20 protein-coding genes are annotated in these 20368 nt (G+C 38.9%); 4 read left to right on the top strand and 16 right to left on the bottom strand.

Annotated features, from left to right (window positions below):
- Positions 1–54: 54 nt before the first annotated feature.
- Positions 55–1341: a radical SAM family protein gene (locus FKZ43_RS08140; RefSeq protein WP_140945390.1), complete on the top strand. Its 1287-nt coding sequence runs from the start codon at positions 55–57 to the stop codon at positions 1339–1341.
- Positions 1342–1850: 509 nt separating this feature from the next.
- Here FKZ43_RS08140 and nfi read toward each other — a convergent pair.
- Positions 1851–2573 (bottom strand): endonuclease V, encoded by a 723-nt coding sequence (gene nfi, locus FKZ43_RS08135; protein WP_140945389.1) that lies wholly within the window; start codon positions 2571–2573, stop codon positions 1851–1853.
- A 72-nt stretch (positions 2574–2645) separates the two neighbouring features.
- Here nfi and FKZ43_RS08130 point away from each other — a divergent pair, with 72 nt between their 5' ends.
- The 3 genes from FKZ43_RS08130 to FKZ43_RS08120 are packed head-to-tail and all read left to right on the top strand — an operon-like array spanning position 2646 to position 6069.
- Entirely contained in the window at positions 2646–3596 is a 951-nt protein-coding gene (locus FKZ43_RS08130) for a M28 family peptidase (protein ID WP_181180310.1), read from the top strand.
- Positions 3597–3633: 37 nt separating this feature from the next.
- Positions 3634–5259, top strand: a complete 1626-nt coding sequence (locus FKZ43_RS08125; protein WP_419951033.1) for an acyl-CoA mutase large subunit family protein — start codon at positions 3634–3636, stop codon at positions 5257–5259.
- Positions 5260–5265: 6 nt separating this feature from the next.
- On the top strand, positions 5266–6069 hold the full coding sequence (locus FKZ43_RS08120) for a TrmH family RNA methyltransferase (RefSeq protein WP_140945386.1): 804 nt from the start codon (positions 5266–5268) through the stop codon (positions 6067–6069).
- Here FKZ43_RS08120 and FKZ43_RS08115 read toward each other — a convergent pair.
- The 15 genes from FKZ43_RS08115 to dapF all read right to left on the bottom strand — a co-directional run bounded on the left by FKZ43_RS08115 (position 6053) and on the right by dapF (position 20283).
- Positions 6053–6712 carry a class I SAM-dependent methyltransferase gene (locus FKZ43_RS08115; protein ID WP_140945385.1) on the bottom strand — a complete coding sequence of 220 codons (660 nt, stop codon included), beginning with the start codon at positions 6710–6712 and terminating at the stop codon, positions 6053–6055. The genes FKZ43_RS08120 and FKZ43_RS08115 overlap by 17 nt on opposite strands.
- Positions 6696–8207: an acetyl-CoA carboxylase biotin carboxylase subunit gene (gene accC / locus FKZ43_RS08110; protein ID WP_140945384.1), complete on the bottom strand. Its 1512-nt coding sequence runs from the start codon at positions 8205–8207 to the stop codon at positions 6696–6698. The genes FKZ43_RS08115 and accC overlap by 17 nt, the downstream gene beginning before the upstream one ends.
- Before the next feature lie 20 nt (positions 8208–8227).
- Positions 8228–10573, bottom strand: coding sequence for an endonuclease MutS2 (locus FKZ43_RS08105; RefSeq protein WP_140945383.1), 2346 nt, complete (start codon positions 10571–10573; stop codon positions 8228–8230).
- Positions 10566–11090, bottom strand: coding sequence for a CvpA family protein (locus FKZ43_RS08100; RefSeq protein ID WP_140945382.1), 525 nt, complete (start codon positions 11088–11090; stop codon positions 10566–10568). The genes FKZ43_RS08105 and FKZ43_RS08100 overlap by 8 nt, the downstream gene beginning before the upstream one ends.
- Positions 11091–11546 (bottom strand): GatB/YqeY domain-containing protein, encoded by a 456-nt coding sequence (locus FKZ43_RS08095; RefSeq protein ID WP_140945381.1) that lies wholly within the window; start codon positions 11544–11546, stop codon positions 11091–11093.
- A 104-nt stretch (positions 11547–11650) separates the two neighbouring features.
- On the bottom strand, positions 11651–12064 hold the full coding sequence (locus tag FKZ43_RS08090) for an ExbD/TolR family protein (RefSeq protein WP_140945380.1): 414 nt from the start codon (positions 12062–12064) through the stop codon (positions 11651–11653).
- Between the two features lie 24 nt (positions 12065–12088).
- Positions 12089–12595, bottom strand: coding sequence for an ExbD/TolR family protein (locus tag FKZ43_RS08085; protein WP_140945379.1), 507 nt, complete (start codon positions 12593–12595; stop codon positions 12089–12091).
- A 15-nt stretch (positions 12596–12610) separates the two neighbouring features.
- Positions 12611–13342, bottom strand: a complete 732-nt coding sequence (locus FKZ43_RS08080; protein ID WP_140945378.1) for a MotA/TolQ/ExbB proton channel family protein — start codon at positions 13340–13342, stop codon at positions 12611–12613.
- A gap of 106 nt (positions 13343–13448) precedes the next feature.
- Entirely contained in the window at positions 13449–15635 is a 2187-nt protein-coding gene (locus FKZ43_RS08075; protein ID WP_181180309.1) for a DNA internalization-related competence protein ComEC/Rec2, read from the bottom strand.
- Positions 15611–15895, bottom strand: a complete 285-nt coding sequence (locus FKZ43_RS08070; protein ID WP_140945376.1) for a hypothetical protein — start codon at positions 15893–15895, stop codon at positions 15611–15613. Before FKZ43_RS08070 ends, FKZ43_RS08075 begins: the two co-directional genes overlap by 25 nt.
- On the bottom strand, positions 15892–16704 hold the full coding sequence (locus tag FKZ43_RS08065) for a DUF481 domain-containing protein (RefSeq protein WP_140945375.1): 813 nt from the start codon (positions 16702–16704) through the stop codon (positions 15892–15894). The genes FKZ43_RS08070 and FKZ43_RS08065 overlap by 4 nt, the downstream gene beginning before the upstream one ends.
- A gap of 16 nt (positions 16705–16720) precedes the next feature.
- A complete protein-coding gene (gene ftsH / locus FKZ43_RS08060) occupies positions 16721–18529 on the bottom strand; it encodes an ATP-dependent zinc metalloprotease FtsH (RefSeq protein ID WP_140945374.1) in 1809 nt (602 codons plus the stop codon).
- On the bottom strand, positions 18526–19101 hold the full coding sequence (locus tag FKZ43_RS08055) for a DedA family protein (RefSeq protein ID WP_140945373.1): 576 nt from the start codon (positions 19099–19101) through the stop codon (positions 18526–18528). Before FKZ43_RS08055 ends, ftsH begins: the two co-directional genes overlap by 4 nt.
- Positions 19089–19469, bottom strand: coding sequence for a metallopeptidase family protein (locus FKZ43_RS08050; protein WP_140945372.1), 381 nt, complete (start codon positions 19467–19469; stop codon positions 19089–19091). The genes FKZ43_RS08055 and FKZ43_RS08050 overlap by 13 nt, the downstream gene beginning before the upstream one ends.
- Positions 19459–20283 carry a diaminopimelate epimerase gene (gene dapF / locus FKZ43_RS08045; protein ID WP_140945371.1) on the bottom strand — a complete coding sequence of 275 codons (825 nt, stop codon included), beginning with the start codon at positions 20281–20283 and terminating at the stop codon, positions 19459–19461. The genes FKZ43_RS08050 and dapF overlap by 11 nt, the downstream gene beginning before the upstream one ends.
- Positions 20284–20368 lie beyond the last annotated feature (85 nt).

Raw genomic sequence — 20368 nt, 5'->3', positions numbered from 1 at the left:
CATCCAATCCATTATATTATTTTTCAAAAACAATCACTGCTGAAGCAAATCCTTATGCGAATAAAGAAAATCCCAAACCTTGTCATAAGCGATGGCAAGGGAAACATTTACGATATCCCAGAGCTTGAAATGACTGGAAGAAGCGGATTTGAAATTGAGAGAGTAAACCCCCGAGATTTAATTGAAATCCCGGAGGGAAGTCAGCTGTTTGAGCTTCCTATGCGTAAACCTATCGGCTTTGACAGGAAATCTGGCGAAAGGGTTGTTGTTGAAGATGGCTGGGCTGTTGCGGTGTTTTTAGCTCCAGCTCACACGCAGCTTCTTCTTTCCGCCTACGAAAAGGATGAAAATGCCCCTTTGCTTCCACTTTTTGCCTATACCGCTGTTGGCTGGCTTGATGGGAAATTTTACGCCCCAGCAATCAGAATTGACCCGGACAAAAGACAGGACTGCGATCAATTTGATCACAACCTTGTTATAAAAAATGTCAAACGAAAATTAAAACTTCATCCCAAAAATCGCCTTCTTCATCATCTTGGTGAAAATTGTGCCCTGCGTTACCTTTGCCCAGCTGCAAGAAATTATTTTCTCGGGCGATGGGAAGCACCAATACCAACTTCACCAGGTTGCAATGCAAACTGCATCGGATGTATCTCTTATCAACCAGATGACACTGGGATACCAAGCACGCAAGATAGACTGACATTTATCCCCACTGTTGAGGAAATAGTGGAAATCGCTGTCCCACACCTTGAAAATGCACCAAATCCAATCGTCAGCTTCGGTCAAGGTTGTGAAGGAGAACCACTCCTTGTCTGGGAAGTCATAAAGGAAGCGATAAAAGAAATACGCAAACGAACAAAACGAGGCGTTATAAACTTAAACACAAACGCAAGCAAACCAGAAGCAATTGAACAACTATGTAAAGCAGGGCTTGACAGCATCCGCGTCAGCATGAACAGCGCTATACCTGAAATCTATCACAGATATTACAGACCAAACAATTATACCTTTGATGATGTCCTAAACTCAATCAAAATTGCCAGAAAATTCAATCGCTGGGTTTCGGTAAATTATTTCGTATTTCCTGGCTTGACCGATTGGGTAGAAGAATATCAAGCGATGAGAAAACTTATAAAAGAAACAGACATATCAATGATTCAATGGCGAAACTTCAACATTGACCCAGATTGGTATCTTGAGCTCATCGGAGTTGACGGAAAAACTGAAAAACTTGGGATTAAAAATGTGATGAAACTTTTGAAAGAAGAGTTCCCGCACCTCGTTTATGGCTACTTTAACCCATTTAAAATAGTGTCTGCTGAAGGAATGAAAATTTAAAAAATTTCCTCCTCCTTGACGGGGGAGGACTGAGGTGGGGGTGAAAAAATTAACTGCACTCCTACCCTCTCCCGCAAGGGAGAAAGTGTTGTATTAGAATGAAGGGAAAAGGATTCACTTAATCAAAATCATTTTGTTTGTTTTTGTGAATTTTAGTGTTTTTAAAGTTGGGTTTGGGTAGTTTTGATTGGGATTTCATTTGATTTTTCTTTTACTTCAACTTTAGGCAAACCGGACTTCAGCAAGACAAACTACTTGATTAACGCTAAAGTTGAAGTGAAAACAAACAAAATCATCAAACCAATCCCCTTGTGATTCCCTCTTTTTGTTTTTTTAAACCGCGCTTTTTTCTTCACAAGAAATTTAAAAAAATTTCGTTTTTTAATTTTCCCCCACTTGTTCAAAATCGCCAACCTTTCCTATGTTTTTTGTCCGTTTTGTTTAACTTAACAAGTTAGGTTGTGTTCAAATCAAGGAGATGCGATTTTGAACCTTTAAAGTCAGTCCATCTAAAATAAACTCCCCTGTTCTGGATTTGTCCTCGTCCCGGGTTTAATTTCACCACGACGAAGGGCATTAACAATCAAATGTGCTTGTCTTGTCGGCTCTGGTATTCTATAACCGCGAACCGTCTTCATAACGATTTGAATTGATTCGTCAAGTGTGATTTTGTGTCCGATGGATACAAATACAGGTTGAACATTATCCCTTGTCCTCAAAGCAACTCCAATTATTTCGCCAGAATCGTAAAGATAAGAAAAGTTTCCGGCTTCACCCTTCGGTTCTTCATATACTCCAACAAGCAAACTTTTCGCACAACCGATTGTTGGTTTATCAACCAAAACTCCGAAATGCGATGCTATCCCGAACCTTCGCGGATGAGCTATCCCTTGACCGTCAATCATAACCACATCCGGGGCGATTTTAATCTTCTCCCACGCCTTTATCAATGCTGGCGACTCACGGAAAGATAAAAGCCCGGGTATGTACGGAAAGTTAACCTCCGTTACAACAAGTGAACGATCAACCTCTTCAAGTTCTGGGAACTTCAAAACGAGAACACCAGCATAAACCACATTTGAGCCCTTATCAAAAGATACATCAGCCCCTGCTATATAACGAATTTCACCGACAAGTTTTTCTACCTTGACGAGGTTCCTAAGTTGGTTTTGAATTTTTATCGCTTCATCAGGTGAAACATCCCAAGAATGTAAAGTCCTGTAAAAAGCCATTAATTGAAATTTATCTTGCGCTTTTTTATTTTACTTTGTGCTCTTTCAAAATTTAATTTCATGAATGACGAGATGATCAAAATACCTCTTTTAATTTTGCTAATTTTCCTCTTAAGTTGCAAGTCAGAAAGGAAGCTAGAACAAGGGCAGGCGCAAATTGAAAGACAAGTTCAAGTTCCTAATTTCAATGCCGACTCCGCATTTTGGTTTCTTGAAAAGCAGGTTTCATTTGGTCCCCGCGTTCCAAACTCAAAATCACACGAAGAGTGCAAAAATTTTCTTTACTCTGAAATCTCTAAATATGCCGATGCGGTCCAACTTCAAGAATTCACACACTCATACCTTGGCAAAAATTTTAAACTCACGAATATAATCGCATCATTCAACTTAAAATCTGGTTTTAGAGTTCTCCTTTGCGCACATTGGGATTCAAGACCGTATGCGGATGAAGAGAAAGAGACATCAAAAAGAATCCAACCGGTTCCGGGGGCAAACGATGGCGCAAGCGGTGTTGCGGTTCTACTTGAGATCGCAAGGATTTTAAAAAATGACCCACCACCAATAGGAGTTGACATCATTTTCTTTGACGGTGAGGACCTCGGAATATCCGGTGACCTTGAAAACTTTTGCATCGGCTCAAAATACTTCGCAAAGAATAAACAAGCGAACTATTTACCACAATTTGGAATTTTACTTGATATGGTCGGGGATAAGGACTTGCAAATTTTCAAAGAAGAGAACTCAATGAAATACGCACCTGATGTTGTAAATTATGTCTGGTCAATTGCGCGTGAACTTGGCATAGATGAATTCAAAGATCAAATCAAACACAATGTTTACGACGACCATATCCCCTTAAACGAGGTTGGGATCAGAACGATTAATATAATTGATTTTGACTATCCGTATTGGCACACAGTTGAGGACACGCCCGACAAATGTTCACCGCAGAGTTTAGAAAAAGTCGGAAGGGTTGTTTTAAATTTAATTTACAGATACAAACCCGAAATCGCGGAAAAGTAAAACAAAAAGTTTAAAAGCGATGAGCGAAGAATTAAAAATGAAAAAATTGGAATGGGAAGATAAATTTTTGCATTCGGGCAAATTCAAAGAAAGGAAAAGTTCATTCCAAACCGATTCTGGCATTGAAATAGACAGATTTTATCTCCCCGATGAAAATTTTGACTACATTGAGAAGCTTGGCTTCCCCGGTGAATATCCATTTACAAGAGGGGTATACCCGACGATGTATCGCGGACGACTTTGGACGATGAGACAATATGCCGGGTTCGGGACAGCGGAAGAGACGAATAAAAGATTCAAATACCTGCTTGAACACGGTCAAATGGGGTTATCTGTGGCATTTGACCTGCCAACTCAAATGGGTTATGACTCTGACCATCCAATGGCTGAGGGAGAGGTCGGAAGGGTTGGTGTTGCGATTGACTCGCTTCAAGACATGGAAATTCTCTTTGACGGTATAAACCTTGAAAAAATAACCACATCAATGACGATAAATGCAACTGCTGCGATTTTACTTGCTATGTATGTAGCAGTTGCGAAGAAACAGGGTGCAGACCTTAAAAAAATTTCCGGGACGATTCAAAACGACATCCTGAAAGAGTATATAGCCAGAGGGACTTACATTTATCCACCTAAAGAATCAATGAAACTAATTGTTGATATATTCCAATGGTGCAATGAAAATCTCCCGAAATGGAATGTCATCTCAATCAGTGGTTATCACATTCGCGAGGCGGGGGCTAATGCGGTTCAAGAGTTGGCTTTTACATTCGCAAATGCGATTGAATATGTGCGCTCAGCTATAAAAGCTGGACTTGATGTCAATAAATTCGGGCAACAGCTTTCTTTCTTTTTCAATGCGCACAATAATTTCTTTGAAGAGATTGCCAAGTTCAGAGCAGCTCGTAGGATTTGGGCGAAGATAATGAAGGAGAAATTCGGTGTGACAAATGAAGAAGCGTTAAAGCTTAGATTTCACGCTCAAACAGGTGGTTCAACTCTAACGGCGCAACAAATTGAAAACAACATCGTCAGGGTGACCATCCAGGCGCTCGCTGCTGTTCTTGGCGGTTGCCAATCCCTTCACACAAACGCAAAAGATGAAGCACTTGCCTTACCAACTGAAGAATCGGCAACGACAGCACTTCGCACACAACAAATAATCGCCTATGAAAGTGGAGTAACAGACACAATTGATCCGCTCGCAGGAAGTTATTTCGTTGAATATCTTACGAATGAAATTGAAAAAAGGGTCTGGGAATATATTGATAAAATTGAAGCGATGGGTGGTGCAATAAAGGCAATAGAAGCAGGGTTCATCCAAAACGAAATCGCAAAAAGCGCATATGAATACCAGATGAAAATTGAAAGGAAAGAAAAAATTATCGTCGGGATAAATGAATTTAAAACGGATGAAAAACAAAAAATTGAAATTTTCAAACTAAACGAAGAAGCGATAAAAAAACAAATTGAACGCCTGAAAAAACTCCGAAGCGAAAGGGATAACGATAAAGTCAAAAACTCCCTTAAAAAACTTCGGGAATGCGCCTTGCTCGGTGAAAACCTTATGCCAGCTATAATTGAATGCGTTGAAGCATACGCAACGATAGGCGAAATCTCAGATACCCTGAGGGAAATTTGGGGTGAATTTAAAGAAAGATGAAAAACTATGAAAATAAGCAAACAAAAATATTCCCTGCTACAACTCCTCAAAAACAAAAAATATCGCTACAAAACGGGACTTTTCATCCTTGAAGGCGAGAAAATTATAAAAGACGCGGTTAAGTTCGGAGCTGATTTTTTATTCGTGGCGTATTCCCAAAAATTTATAAAATCACAACAAGAACAAGAATTTTTAAACCACCTCAAGAATAAAAAAATTGAAATTTACGAAATTGACGATGCAGACCTTGAAAAAGTATCGGAACTTGAGACAGCCCAAGGGATAATAGCAGTTGCCAAAATGTTTGAATTTTCAAAAGACGACATAATAAATAAACTCCAAAAATCAAAAAAGGCGACCGTCATCGCACTTGATAGAATATCAAACCCCGGAAATCTCGGGACGATCTTTAGGATCTGTGATTGGTTCAAAGTTGATGCAATTTTAATTTCAGATATGAGTGTTGACATATTTAACCCGAAAACATTAAGGGCGACATCTGGCTCTGTTTTTAATGTTCTCTTCCTTAAAGATGTCACCTTGAAAGATGAACTTACAAAATTAAAGTCAATCGGTTTTAAAATTTTTTCAACTGCGCCAACAGGAAAAATTGACTATCACAAAGTTTTAACCGAGGATAAAATTGTTTTAATCTTTGGAAATGAAGCTCACGGCGTTGACCCAGAACTTGTAAGAATTTCCGATGGGACGATAAAAATAAAAAAATTTGGACAAGCAGAATCACTAAATGTCGCTATATCAGCTGGAATAATCCTATCCGCAAGAGCTTATTCTATTTACGAGCGATGACGAAAACCCCAGGATAGATAATATGCGTCTCCGGTATGACATCAACTATTTCATACCTAATTCCCTCAAGAATTCCCGTCAACTCGTCAACCTCAATATAATGCAAACCGGATTTGACATTCTTTCCATAGACACCGAATTTCAACTTCAAACTTTCTTCAAATTTCGTCCACTTAAACCTCAAAGATTCGGATTTCAAGGTGTCTTTTATAAATACAATCCCTCCTTTTTCAAGCGAGGTGTAAATTGTTTTCAGAAGCGATTTTTTTTCATCAACAGGCAAAAAAAGAAGGACATCAATTAAAAGGACAAGCTTGAAGCTATCAAATTTAATCTCGGAAGGATCGCTTGTGAATTTCACTCCTAACAATGGAGTTGTTTTGTTCGCCTCTTCAATTCTAACCTTTGAAATATCAAATCCAACGACATTTAACTTCGGATTTTTCAACCTCAAATAATTTGCAAAGATTCCATACCCACATCCCCAATCAAGGACATTCCCCTCGGCTGGAATGAAGTTATCAAGATGTTTTTTAATTTGATCAAAGTTGAAAATTATACGCGCATAAATTTTCAACTTTTCCGCCAGAGACGAATCTCTGTAAAGTTTTAGAAGTTGTCTTTTTTCATCTGAAATTTTCATACCGTCTTGACTTCCAGGATTTCACTTTCGTCGCTATATTCTGTTTTTTCACCACTGTATTTTTCGCTTCAAGGTTTAAAATTCCAGCGGTTATCGCTAACACAACTTCAAATTTCGGCTCCCCGTCAGTTGAGATGTAAAACGACTTTTCTAACTCCGACGGCTTGAAATAATTCTGGATGAAATGCGTGTCATACTTTCCATTTCTAAAGTTTTCATTGTTCATAACCCAAAGACAAAAAGGAATTGTCGTTTTAACACCGTTAATTTTGTATTCCATCAAAGCGCTTTTCATTCTATCTATTGCTTCAATTCTACTTCTTCCCCAAACTATAAGTTTTGAAATCATCGGGTCATAATGGATTGTTATCTCGTTGCCGGCACTTACACCCGCGTCAACCCTAATCCAAGGACCCGATGGTTCTTTCATACTTGTTATCCTCCCGGTTGAGGGAAGAAAATTATTAAGCGGGTCTTCAGCATAAATCCTACATTCAATTGAATGACCTCTCGGTTTTATATCGCCCTGCGAAAAGCTCAATTTTTCACCGAAAGCGATCCTTATCTGTTCAGCGACTATATCAACCCCAGTGACCATTTCAGTCACGGGATGTTCAACTTGAAGTCGTGTGTTCATCTCAAGAAAGTAAAAGTTTCTATCTTTATCAACGATGAATTCAATCGTCCCGGCATTTTCATACCCCACTGCTTTTGCAATTTCAATAGCGGACTCAAAAAGTTTATTTCGTAGCTCTGGGGTCACAATTGGCGATGGCGTTTCCTCAATGACTTTTTGATGTCTTCTTTGGATTGAACATTCTCTTTCGCCTAGAGCAACAACATTGCCAAATTTATCTGCGATTATTTGAACTTCAATGTGATGCGGTTCCTCAACATATTTTTCAATGTAAATTCTATCATCACCAAAGGCGAATCTCGCTTCATTTTTAGCACCTCTTATCGCTGATTCAAGCTCATCTTCAGCATTGACAATTCTCATACCCTTTCCTCCACCTCCAGCTGCTGCTTTGATCAAGATTGGAAAGCCCAAACCTTTGGCAATTTTCACAGCTTCGTTAACATCAGAAATAGGTTGTTTTGAACCAGGGACAATTGGAACACCAACGCTTTGAGCTATTTCACGAGCTTCAAGTTTATCCCCCATCTTCTTTATCGCATCTGGACTCGGACCGACAAATACCAAACCATTATCCCTAACAAGTTGAGCAAACCCCTCATTCTCCGATAGAAAACCATATCCAGGGTGAATTCCATCCACTTTAAAATGCTTTGCAACCTCAATTATTTTTTCCATATTTAAATATGTCTCAGCTGGATTTGCCTCACCGATACATTCAGAATAATCAGCCATAGCGACAAACGGCTTATCCCTGTCAACTTTTGAATAAATAGCAACGGTTTCTATTCCAAGCATTCTACAAGTTCGGATTATCCTTAGGGCAATTTCTCCACGGTTGGCGATTAAAATTCTCATCTTCACCCCAAATTTTGTTTTTAATCAATATTTAACTCAACAATCGTGACACCGTCTCCACCTTCCTCCCAACTTCCAGATCTAAACGACTTAACATTTGGATGTCTCTTCAAAAACTCCGTTATTTCCTTTTTCAATTTTCCCGTCCCTTTACCGTGAATTATTTGAACTTGCTTTAAGCGATGCAAAAAACTCGTATCAATGAACTTGTCAACAGCAGTTATCGCCTCATCACTTCTCATACCACGAACATCAATTTTAGTTGATACGGATGCAAATAAATCAGTCGCAAGGGATAACTTCTTTGCTTCCTTTTGGCTTACTTTTTCAACCTCATCCGCTTTCAAAACCATTTTGACCGAACCGAAAGCAACAACAAGGTTTGTTCCTTCAACCTGCAAAACCTCGCCAACTTGCGTTCCATCTTTCATCTTTACAAAATCCCCAGGTTTAAACTCATCCGAAACGATGCCTTCATCTGTTTCAATCTGCTTTGAAATCTCGTAAAACTGTCTTTCTATCTGCTCAGCCACAGCGTGTGCCTTCTTTATGCTTTCCTTTGATGCGCTTGTTTCCTTGACTTTCCTTATCGCTTCCTCAATTCTCGCCCTCGCATTTTCCACAACCTCTCTAAGCTCAGCTATCGCCTCACGCTTCGCTCTCTTGCGCTCTTTTTCAACCTCAATGAGCTTTTGCTTATACTCAGCCAACATCTTATTTAAACTTTCCTCTTTAAGCATCAATTCCGCAACCTTTTTTCTATACTCAACCTCAAGCGCTTCAAGATTTGATAAAATTTCTTCAATCCTAACTTGTGATTCATCAAGTCTTTTCCTCGCATCAACTATGATATCCTCATCAAGCCCAAGCCGTTTAGCGATCTCAAACGCATAGCTACTTCCTGGAACACCAATTCTCAATCTATAAGTTGGCGCAAGCGTCTGATGATCAAACTCCATAGCGCCACATTCAATTTCTGGATTACTATAAGCATAAAATTTCAATGCACTATTATGGGTTGTCACGATAACGAAAGAACCTTTTCTCTTCAACTTTTCAATTATTGCTATTCCCAACGCCCCACCCTCCGCCGGGTCAGTCCCTGAACCAAGTTCATCCAGTAAAACAAGCGTTTTTGAATCCGCCTCCGAAATTATGCGTTTTAAATTCTTCACATGCGAACCAAACGAGGAAAGGTCCCTTTCAACCGATTGCTCATCACCTATGTCTATATAAACTTTTTTAAAAATCCTCACTCTGCTTTTCTCTTTTGCTGGAATTGGAACCCCTGCCTGCACCATAAGCGTCAACAAACCCACCGTTTTTAAAACAACCGTCTTACCACCTGAATTCGGTCCAGATATGACAAGAACAGAAGAACCATTTCCAAGTTTAAAATCAAGCGAAACAGTTTTTCCCCTGCCATGCCTTAACAACAAAATCGGGTGATAAGCGCCTTCAAAAATCATCTGACCTTCTTCCGCAACCTCAGGCACCTGACCATCTATTTGAAGGACGAACTTCGCCTTTGCATAAATGAAATCAAACTTTGAAAGTATAGTGACATTCGTTTGTAGATACCTTAAATTCTCCCTCACTTTATCAGTTAACCCCTTGAGGATTCTTTCAATTTCCTTCTGCTCTTGAAACTGCAATTGCAATATCTCATTGTTAAGCTCAACTATCTCGGCTGGCTCAATGAAAACCGTTAAGCCAGTTGAAGAAGTCCCATGAACGACGCCAGCAACATGTCTTTTATGTTCAACCTTTACAGGTATCACAAGTCGTCCATCCCTTTGTGGAATTATATCATCCTGGGTGTAATCCCTCTCCGAAATCTGCTTTAAAATCGCATACAATCTCCTCCTCACATAATCCTGTTTCCTCAAAATCTCCTCCCGAATCTGCCTTAACTCTGCGCTTGCGCTATCCTTTACATTTCCATTCTCATCAATGACTTCATCAATCGTATATTCAAGAACTCTATTCACAAAGATATTCCTCGCAAGCTCCCAAAGATTTGGATATTTCTGACTTCGTTTACTTAGATAATCCCTTATCAATCTTGAAACAGAAAGAACCGACTTTATATCAAGGAAATCCTGAGGGGAAAGGAAACTCTCTTCAATTTCACATCTGCGCAAGGCAACCCGAATATCCTTTATCCCATCTATCGGAAAAGGGTCGTCATATGCAAGTATATCTTTCATCTCAATCGTCAAATTAAGCTCTCGCTCAATTATGCTCTTATTCGTCAACGGTGAGAGTTTCTCAACTTGTTCAACCCCGAGTTGTGATGTAGCAAACGACAAAATGTATTCCTTTATTTTGTCAAATTCAAGTTTTTTTAATGTCTCTTTATCCACCTTTTATTGACTCAATTGTTTTTTGAATTCGCTCCTTGAACTTAATTTTTGAGCCGAAATTTTTCTCAATGAAATCGTAAATTGAAACCGTCGCCTTGATAACTGGCTTATAAAACTTTGACGAGTTTCTGATTTCCTCGGATGGGAAATTCAATGAACCAAGAAAAATCAACAACACACCAATTATCAACAAACCCTCAACCAATCCAAGAAAAGCACCAAGTATATTGTCCGTAATCTCAACGAAAACGGAAACATTTCTCAAAAATCTCGCAATCAAAGTCGCAACCAATATACAGGCGACAAATATCAAAAACATCGCAAAATAAGGTGCTATTTCAGCTGAAATGCCAAGATCTTTAAGAAACTGAGCGACTTTAAAATTATATCTAACGCCCAACCATATCCCTGCGACTACTCCAGCAAGTCCGAGCACCCTACTTAAAAATCCTTTTCTGAAACCGCGATACACAAAAATTGCTATTATTCCAAGTATAACATAATCAAGCCAATTCATTCACATGCCGAGTTTTTCTTTGACTATCTTTTGAACGAGCGAGCCATCCGCCTTTCCTTTCAACTCTTTCATAGCTAAGCCCATCACTTTACCGAAATCTTTTTGTCCCACTGCCCCGGTTTCTTGTATTATCCGCCCAACGATTTCCCTTATCTCTTCCTCTGACATCTGCTCTGGTAGATACTCATTCAAAATTTCAAGCTCTTTCCTCTCCTTCTCCGCAAGGTCAACCCTTCCGCCTTTCTCAAAAAGTTCAATCGCTTCTTTGCGCTTTTTTATCTCAGATTTTATAACTTGAATTTCATCCTCTTCTGTTAATTCCTTTCCTTCCCCTTTTCTCTCAATTTCCCTACGTCTAAGCATCGTCTGAAGCATTCTTACAACCTCAAGCCGAATTTTATCCCCCGACTTCATCGCATTTTTTAAGTCCTCACTTAACCTTTCCTTCAATCCCATTTTGAAATTACATTTTTGTTTTAAAATAAAAAAGGCAGGCTCATATAACGAACCTGCCTCATAAAACCTCAAAACAAATTATTGAAAAACCGCGCATAAACGCATTACAACTTTTGCAAAGTTGAATAATTAATTCTCAAAGCGTCCGCCTTCCTGAGGCGCTGCTGAATATCAATGACGATTCCCATCTTTGAGTCGCGGTCAATCCTAAGCGAAACGATAACATTTGGATTCTCCTGCCTCTTCCTATACATGATGTCAATGAGGTCATCAAGCTGAACGATATTATCATCAACCTGGATTCTACCGTCCCTCCCAACCCAAATATAAGAGACAAGACGCTTGTTTTCAATCTTCTCAATGGCTTTTGCTTCAGGCAAAATATATCTCACCTTGACATCAAAAACTTTTATAGTCGTCGTCACCATAAAGAACAACAACATCATAAAGATTATATCCGGCAAAGACGACGTTGGAACGCGCGGTTTCATCTGTCCAAACTTTTTCTGAAATTTCATCCTCTCTTTACCTCGCTAATGTTTTTATTTAACTTCCTCTGGCTCAGCAATTGAAATACGAATTGGGATTGCCTTCTTCACTTCCTCCTGCTGATCACGGTTAAGGTCTTTGAAAGATTTTCCATATGTTTTCAAAGAGTGCTCTTCACGCAAATCATTGTAAGCAAGTTTTAATTCATCAAGGACTTCAATATAACGGCTGTAATTGGTCTCCCTATCGGTTTTTATTGAAACGATAAGTTTTGGATTTTGCTTGATTTTATTCTTTATCGTCTCCCTTATCTGCGGAACTGTAATTAACTCACCGTCAAGAAGAACCTCACCGGCAGCATTTACAAGGAGCTTTGCGATGTCGCTCTGTTTAATTTTGACTTGTTCAGTTGTTTCAGCAGCAGGAGGAAGCACAAGCCCTATTCCAGTGTCAACATCAAATGTCGTCGCAACCAAGAAAAAAATCAACAACTCAAACGCTATGTCAGCCATTGAAGCAGACGGGATTTCCGCTTCAGCTCTTTTTCTCCTCTTAAGCATAAGTTAAAAACTTTTTTATTTTGATGTATTCTTTACTTCACCTGCAGCAACTTTCTTGCCCAATTGCATAGATGCAAGAACATCAATGAGTTCAATTGAACTTTCTTCCATATCCACCACAATTCTATCAACCTTGGAGACAAAATAGTTATAAAATGTCTGCAAAATTATAGCAACGATAAGACCGAAAAGAGTTGTCAAAAGGGCTATTGAAATACCACCAGCAACAATTTCTGGCGAAATGTTCTTCGCTTCTTTAATTGAGTCAAAAGCAACGATCATTCCTTGCACTGTCCCAGTAAACCCAAGTAGAGGTGCAAGTGATATGAAAAGCGAAAGCCAGACAAGTCCTCTTTCTAGGAAAGCCATTTCAACGCCACCATAAGCGATGATCGCTTTTTCCGCTGCTTCAATTCCTTCATTTGCCCTTAAAAGTCCTGCTTGGAAAATGCTCGCTACAGGTCCAGGGGTTTTCTGACAAACTTCAAGCGCCTTCTCAACGCCACCCTCATCCAGTGCCTTCTTAACCTCATTTAAAAATTTCCTCGTGTTAATGCTCGCCTTGGAAAGCGAAATCCACTTCGCAATGCTTAAACCCAACCCAATGATCAAAATCGCAAGAATTGGATGCATGAAAAAACCACCCTCAATATACTTCTGAACAAGAATATTCGCTATCTCCTCAACGAAACTACCTTTCTGCGGTGTCGCCTGAATCAAAAATGCTAATACGACTTGAAATGACATGCTTTAACCTCCAAATTTTTAGTTTTTATTTTTGACTCTTTTTATATATAACTAAAATTCAAGCGCTTGGTTCAATAATAATAAATAAATTTCTCAAAATCAAGATTTAATCCCTCCATTGAACCTTTTCAATATCTTTCCCATCAGACCTAAATACACCTGCACCCTCCTCATCCGTCCTGTGAATCTTACTACCAATCAAATTATAGCGCCTCAAAACTATATCCGAAGGATGATTATACTTATTATACTTCCCAACTGAAATCACAGCCCAAGTCGGTTTAACCTTCAAGACAAACGCAGGTGAACTACTTGTCTCACTTCCATGATGTCCGACTTTTATCCAATCGCTCTTCAAAAATGTATCATAAATTTTTATCATTGACTCCTCTGCCTCCTTCTCAGCATCCCCCATGAAAAGAAATGAATTACCACCATATTGAATCTTTATCACGACAGAGGAATTATTAACAGCATGCCCAGATCCATATTTATCTTCACCGTTATAATCCCCAACAAATGGTTCTATCGGATGAAGGACATAAATTCTTGCGACTTTTGATAGCTCAATTTTATCCCCAGCCCTTGCGACTATATGCCTTATGCCTTTGCGATTTATTATATCAAGATATCTCCTGTAAATCTCCGAACTATAATTCAACCCGTTATCTATCACAGCTCCGACCTCAAAATTTTCAAGTATATACGGAATTCCACCGATGTGATCATTGTGCGGATGCGTCACTAAGACAGCATCAATTTTATTTATGCCTTTCTTCTTCAAAAATGGCTCAATCACCCTTTGACCCGGGTCAAAATTAAATGTTTTATTTCCGCCGTCAATTAAAATATTTTTCCCGTCTGGGAATTGCACAAATATAGCGTCACCTTGCCCGACATCAAGAACTGTGACCTCAAAACTTTTAAAATTTTTCCGCTCAAAAAATACCCCGTCAGAGAAAAAATAAACATAAATGTTCGCAACAATTAAAACGGCAAAAACGATTCTTTTCATCAAATTTTTAGATTTTATTTTTACAATCAAAAACAAAGATAAATAAACTAAAGCAATTGAAAAAAGAACATCGCTTCTCGCCTCAACATAAGCGAAAGGAATTTCAGCTAAAAATTTAGCTAACGACAATGTCAAATTTAAAACAAACCAAGTCGCATTTGCGAAGACATCGCCAACAAAACCAGATATCGGATAAGATATGAGCATCGCAAATCCAAGCGGTACAGCTATTCCAACGAGGGGAACGATGAAAATATTTGCAATGAGCGAGATAAAGGAAATTTTGTTGAAATATGAAACTGTGAATGGTAAAGTTAAAATCTGTGCGCTCAAAGATACGAAAAATAAACTTAAAACTTTTTGAAGCAACACATAACTTGACATCAAAGGTAAATTTGAAACGAACTTAAAAATCCTCGGATAAAAATAAACAATTGAAGCAACAGCAGAAAAAGAAAGTTGAAATCCAGGGTGAAAAATTTGCTTTGAATCAAAAAGCAAAATTAAAATGGCAGAAAATCCAAGCAAATTGAAAATATCAATCCTTCTTTCAATTCCAACCCCGATCAAAAAAATTGACGCCATTATAACAGCCCTTACAACAGACGGTGGTAATCCAACTATAAAAGCATAAACGACAAGCCCGAATATGGTTAGAGAAATTCTTAACATCAATCCAACCCTTAAGAAACTCGTCAAAGCGAAAAACATTGAAGATATTATCCCAACATGGAGACCTGAAACAGCAAGTATATGATATGTCCCAGTGTCAATGAAATACTGGCGAACTTCCTTCGGCATCTCACCTCTATAACCAAGGGTGAGCCCCTTTAAAAAGGAAGCCTCAACGGAAGGCATAACGCTGTCAATCAAAGCAAAAACCTTCAAGCGAATTTTAAAAGCAACGCTTTTTAAAAATTCAATCGGTTGGGATAAACTCGGTTTAAATTTTTCAACCACCTTAACATGGCTCAAAACGTATGATAAAAACACAGCATCAATGTCGTGTATCTTCAAATATCTGCCAAAATCAAATTCCTCCGGATTGCGCGACCCTATTGGTTTTTTCAAAACTCCAATTACCTCAATTTTATCTCCATAGCCGACGCTTGGAAAAACATCAAACGGAGACTTACCTTTTCTAATGCTAACAAAAACATCACCTGAAACATCTATTTCCCTATCTTGGACAAAGATTTTATCGGAGCGAATTATAAAATTCGTTCTATTATTTTTCACCTCTGGAAGGGAAATCACATACCCTTGGATTTTAACCACTGCTGTATCATTTGCATATTTGACGATGAGTTTCGCGGTTCAAGTTTATAATCCGCTACATATTTCAATGCTCCTGAAAGAATGACAAGGAAAAAGATCAGTATAGACCTCAACTCACTTTTTCTGCTAAAAACAATATAAAGAAAGAAGGCAAGAGCGAATGAGGAGATCAAAACTTTCAATTCAAGCTTAAAGAAATGTTCAATTAAAATCCCCAGCACAAGCGCAACTGCGAATTTAAACGCTGGTCTATTTCTCACACCGTGATTGAAATCCCTATGTTAAAAATTTTATCCGATGGCTTTGCAAGCGTCAATTTCCCGGTCGGTTTGCCGTTCTCTCCAATCTCAGGGATAAACCTCGGTTTGTTATCATAGTTCAATGTGAAGTTAAAACTAACAGCTAAGCGATTAGTGACCCTTAAATTAAGATATGTCTTTGAATTCACCCTGTAGTTGTTAAGCTTTTGAAAATCAACAAAGCAGTTTGCATTATTCCCAATTTTCAGGTTCTTGCTTACGACGATTTCAAACTCCGGCTTCAACAGGGCAAAAAATACCTCATCGTCAAGAGTTCCTTTAACCACAAGATTATCCTTTGAATAATCAATCCCAAGCCCGAACTTGAGCCGTAGCGTATCTACTTCGGGGAAAAAACTATAACCTGCACCAAGTTGAAAATTTCGCCTTGACCAATATCCCTTGAATTTGTTCCCTGTCAATCCAGTTGAAATAAAAAGATAACTTCTCTTACTATCTGAAGTGAACCAGTCAATCCGAGTTGATATTGCCCAGTTGTTCGTGGTCTCAATCCTTGGTCCCGAACCATAACGCGATGTCCCGTAAGCAAGATTCAGACGAATATAATGAATGAACCTTTCAAACTGTTTCTTCACATCTGAATCAAAAGTTAAAATCCTTGTATCCGAATTGCCGGATGTCAATGTGAATCCAAATGTGCCCTGAAATTGAAGTGGGGTTGATTTCACCTTAGTATCCCCAGCCCCGTCATCCATTGAGAAGGCGTGTAAACAAAAAAGGAATAAAAAAGTCACAAATTTACACCTCATCCATCACCTCCTAAAATTAATTTTGACCTAAAATTTCCTCCAATTCTTTTCTATCAATCACTTCCTTCTCAAGAAGGCGATTCGCCAATTTGTCAAGCTTGTCTCTATGTTTAATCAACACCTGAATTGCCTTTTTATAACTTTCATCAATGATCTTTTTAACCTCCTCATCAATTAATCTTGCCGTTTCCTCACTGTATGGTTTAGAAAAAGGTCCCTTGTTCAAAAATTCCATTTCTTCAATTTCAGCAAGGGACACATGACCGAGTTTTTCACTCATTCCATATGTTGTGACCATAAGACGTGCTATCTCAGTGGCTTTCTTCAGGTCATCATGTGCACCCGTTGATATTTGTCCGAAAACAATTTCCTCAGCAGCTCTTCCTCCTAAAATTCCAGCAATTTTACCGTAAAGTTCCTCCTTCGTCAATAGATATCTCTCCTCGGTTGGGGTTCTGAGCGTATAACCAAGAGCTCCGATGCTTCGCGGAATGATTGAAACCTTTTGAACTACATCAGCACCGGGTATGTAGTATCCGACAATTGCATGCCCGGATTCATGATAAGCAACGATTCTTTTTTCCTTCTCGCTTATCACTTTGTTTCTTTTCTCAAGCCCCGCTATCACCCTTTCAATTGCCTCTTGAAAGTCAGACATTTCAACCTTGTCCTTACCTTTCCTCGCAGCTAAAAGAGCAGCTTCATTACAAACATTAGCAATTTCAGCCCCAGCGAAACCCGGTGTTTGTGCAGCAAGTGTTTCAAAATCAACATCATCAGCAAGCTTCAAATTCCTTGCGTGTACTTTAAAAATCGCGACCCTTCCTTTAAGGTCAGGTCTGCTTAAAACTATCTGCCTGTCAAATCTTCCCGGTCTCAAAAGAGCCGGGTCAAGGACATCAGGTCTATTTGTAGCAGCCATTATGATAACCCCGATGCTTGAGTCAAAACCGTCCATTTCAACGAGCAATTGATTTAATGTGTTCTCCCTCTCGTCAATGCCTCCGTAGACAACACCTCTTGCCCTTGCTTTTCCTATTGCGTCAATTTCATCAATGAAAATTATGCATGGCGCTTTTTCCTTCGCCTGAGCGAATAGGTCGCGAACCCTTGCAGCTCCAACACCAACGAACATCTCAACAAAATCAGAACCACTAAGATAGAAAAATGGAACACCAGCTTCACCTGCTATCGCTCTTGCCAAAAGTGTTTTCCCAGTCCCAGGCGGACCAACAAGGAGAACACCTTTTGGAATTTTTGCCCCAAGACGCTGATACTTCTTCGGATTCTTCAAAAAATCAACAATCTCTTTCACCTCCTCAATTACCTCATCAAGCCCTGCGACATCGTTAAAAGTAACCTTATTTTTCTCATCCGCTGCGTAAATTCGCGCCTTGCTTTTTCCAAATGTCATAACATTTTGCGTTGGCGAAAATCTTCTTATCAAAATCGCCCACAAAATCACAAAAAAAGCTATCGGTAAAATCCAATTCAAAAGCAAATCCCTACCCCAATTGCTTTCAACAACCCCGCGATAATCAATGCCTCTTTCTTGAAGTTCCTTTATCAAGCTCTCATCAGGCAACTTAACAACTTCAACCACCCGGGGAACTTTTTCTCTATCAACCACATCCTTTTTGAATGTGACAATTATTTTTTCGCTACCGATTTGAACCGCTTCAACATCACCCTTTGAAATTCTATCCTTGAACTCCTTATACGAAATTTCCTTCAACGGTGGGTGAAAAATAAAATACTGAAGCAAAATCAAAATTATCACAGCGATTATGTAATATGCTATTGAAAATTGCGTTTGTTTTTTCATGGCTTTGAATCAGTTAGTTTTTTCATTTGGTGAATTCTTATCCTGCTTATCATATAAAGCACAAAAATGACTGAAAAGATCAAAATCCAGCCATAAATCTGATACACTTTCAAATCACCGATAAACCTTTCAGCTGCGTGCCCGAAATAAAATCCGGCGTATCCAAAGCTCAAAGCCCAAATCCCAGCTGCGATTAAATTTAAAATCGTGAACTTTAGCGCATTCATTCCACTTAATCCAACCATCATCACAAGCGGAGTCCTTATCCCGTAAAGATATCTTGCCAAAAGCACAACAGCACTACCATATTTTTCAACATAATGTTTCGCTATCATTTGATATTTGCCAAACTTTTTGAACTTTTTCAAGATAAAATTGCTGTTTCGTCGCATTAAGTGAAAAATTATCTGGTCTGCAAGCGTTGACCCTATAAACGCAGAAATAATGGAAAGCTCAAGGTCAAGCAAACCCTGATAAGCCATAAATCCAGCTATCAAGAGCACCGTCTCGCCCTCAAGAAGCGTTATCAAAAAGATGATGATATACCCGTATTTTTGAATTAACTCCTCCATCTTTTTAATGCTCTTCTTACTTGCTCTTCATCCATACCGAGGTAATGCCCTATCTCGTGAAGGACAACCTCGCGTATTTTCTCGCGGAGTTCTTTTTCTGTCTTACAAATTCTTTCAATGTTCCCCTTAAAAATCAAAATCCTATCCGGCGTCACTGGATACATCCCGTAACTTGTTCCCCTTTTTGAAAGTGGAACCCCGGAATAAAGCCCAAGCAATTCAAATTTCCCCGCACCAGTTCTTCTTAAGTCATCTTCGCTTGGATAATCTTGAACGATGAAAACCACATTATCAATCCGACTTTTTATCTCTTCTGGCAAACCTTCAATCGTCTCTTCAATCACCTTTTCAAATTCTTCATTTGTCATGATAGGTCAACTTCCCTTCACATATAATTTTCGCGCTACCTTCAAGATAGACAAATCCCCGCTCCCCTTTATTCCGATAATTTACAAGCAGGGTTTCACCGCTCGTTGTCTTGACCTTAACCAGGGGCTTCAATCCCTTCACTTCTACAGATGTGATAACACTTGCAACTGAACCGGTTCCGCAAGCGAGGGTTTCACCCTCAACGCCTCTTTCATAAGTTCTCATCCTTATAGTGTCCTTATCAATTATTGACACAAAGTTCACATTCGTCCCATTTTCAAAATACGGATGAAACCTCAATTTTCTCCCAAGTTGATTGACATTAATTTGCTCAATATCCTCAATGTCATTATCCTCGGTAAATAAAACGAGGTGAGGCGCACCAGTGTCAACGAAGTGTGCTTTGTAAATCCTTTTTCCAAGCTTTAGAGGCAAATTGAATTTCTTAAATTTCGGCATAGGAAGCCAAAGTCGGACATTTTCGTGATCAAGTATCTCGGCTTTATAAATTTTCCCGTTCGCTTCAAATTTCATTTTTCTATCAACGAGTCCAAGTTGATATGCAAGTTTTGCAATGCATCTTCCACCATTTCCACACATTCCACCAAAGCTACCGTCAGAATTGAAATAAACCATCTTAAAATCGGCAAGTTCGCTTTTCTCTATTAAAATTATCCCGTCGGCTCCGACACCGAAATGTCTATCGCACACATAACGAGCCAAATCCACCGGGTCTTTTATTTTGCCAGAACGATTGTCAAACATGATGAAATCATTTCCAGCGCCAGTCATTTTGAAAAATTTGAGTTGCATTTGAGTTTGAAGTTTAAATTGTCTTTGAGATTTATTTGAATTTAAGAAAATTGGCAAAAATTTTGCAATTTTGAACTTTATTGAA

The organism is Candidatus Thermokryptus mobilis (genome assembly GCF_900070205.1).
Lineage (GTDB): Bacteria > Bacteroidota > Ignavibacteria > Kryptoniales > Kryptoniaceae > Kryptonium > Kryptonium mobile.
This window is presented reverse-complemented; position numbering and strand designations above follow the sequence as displayed.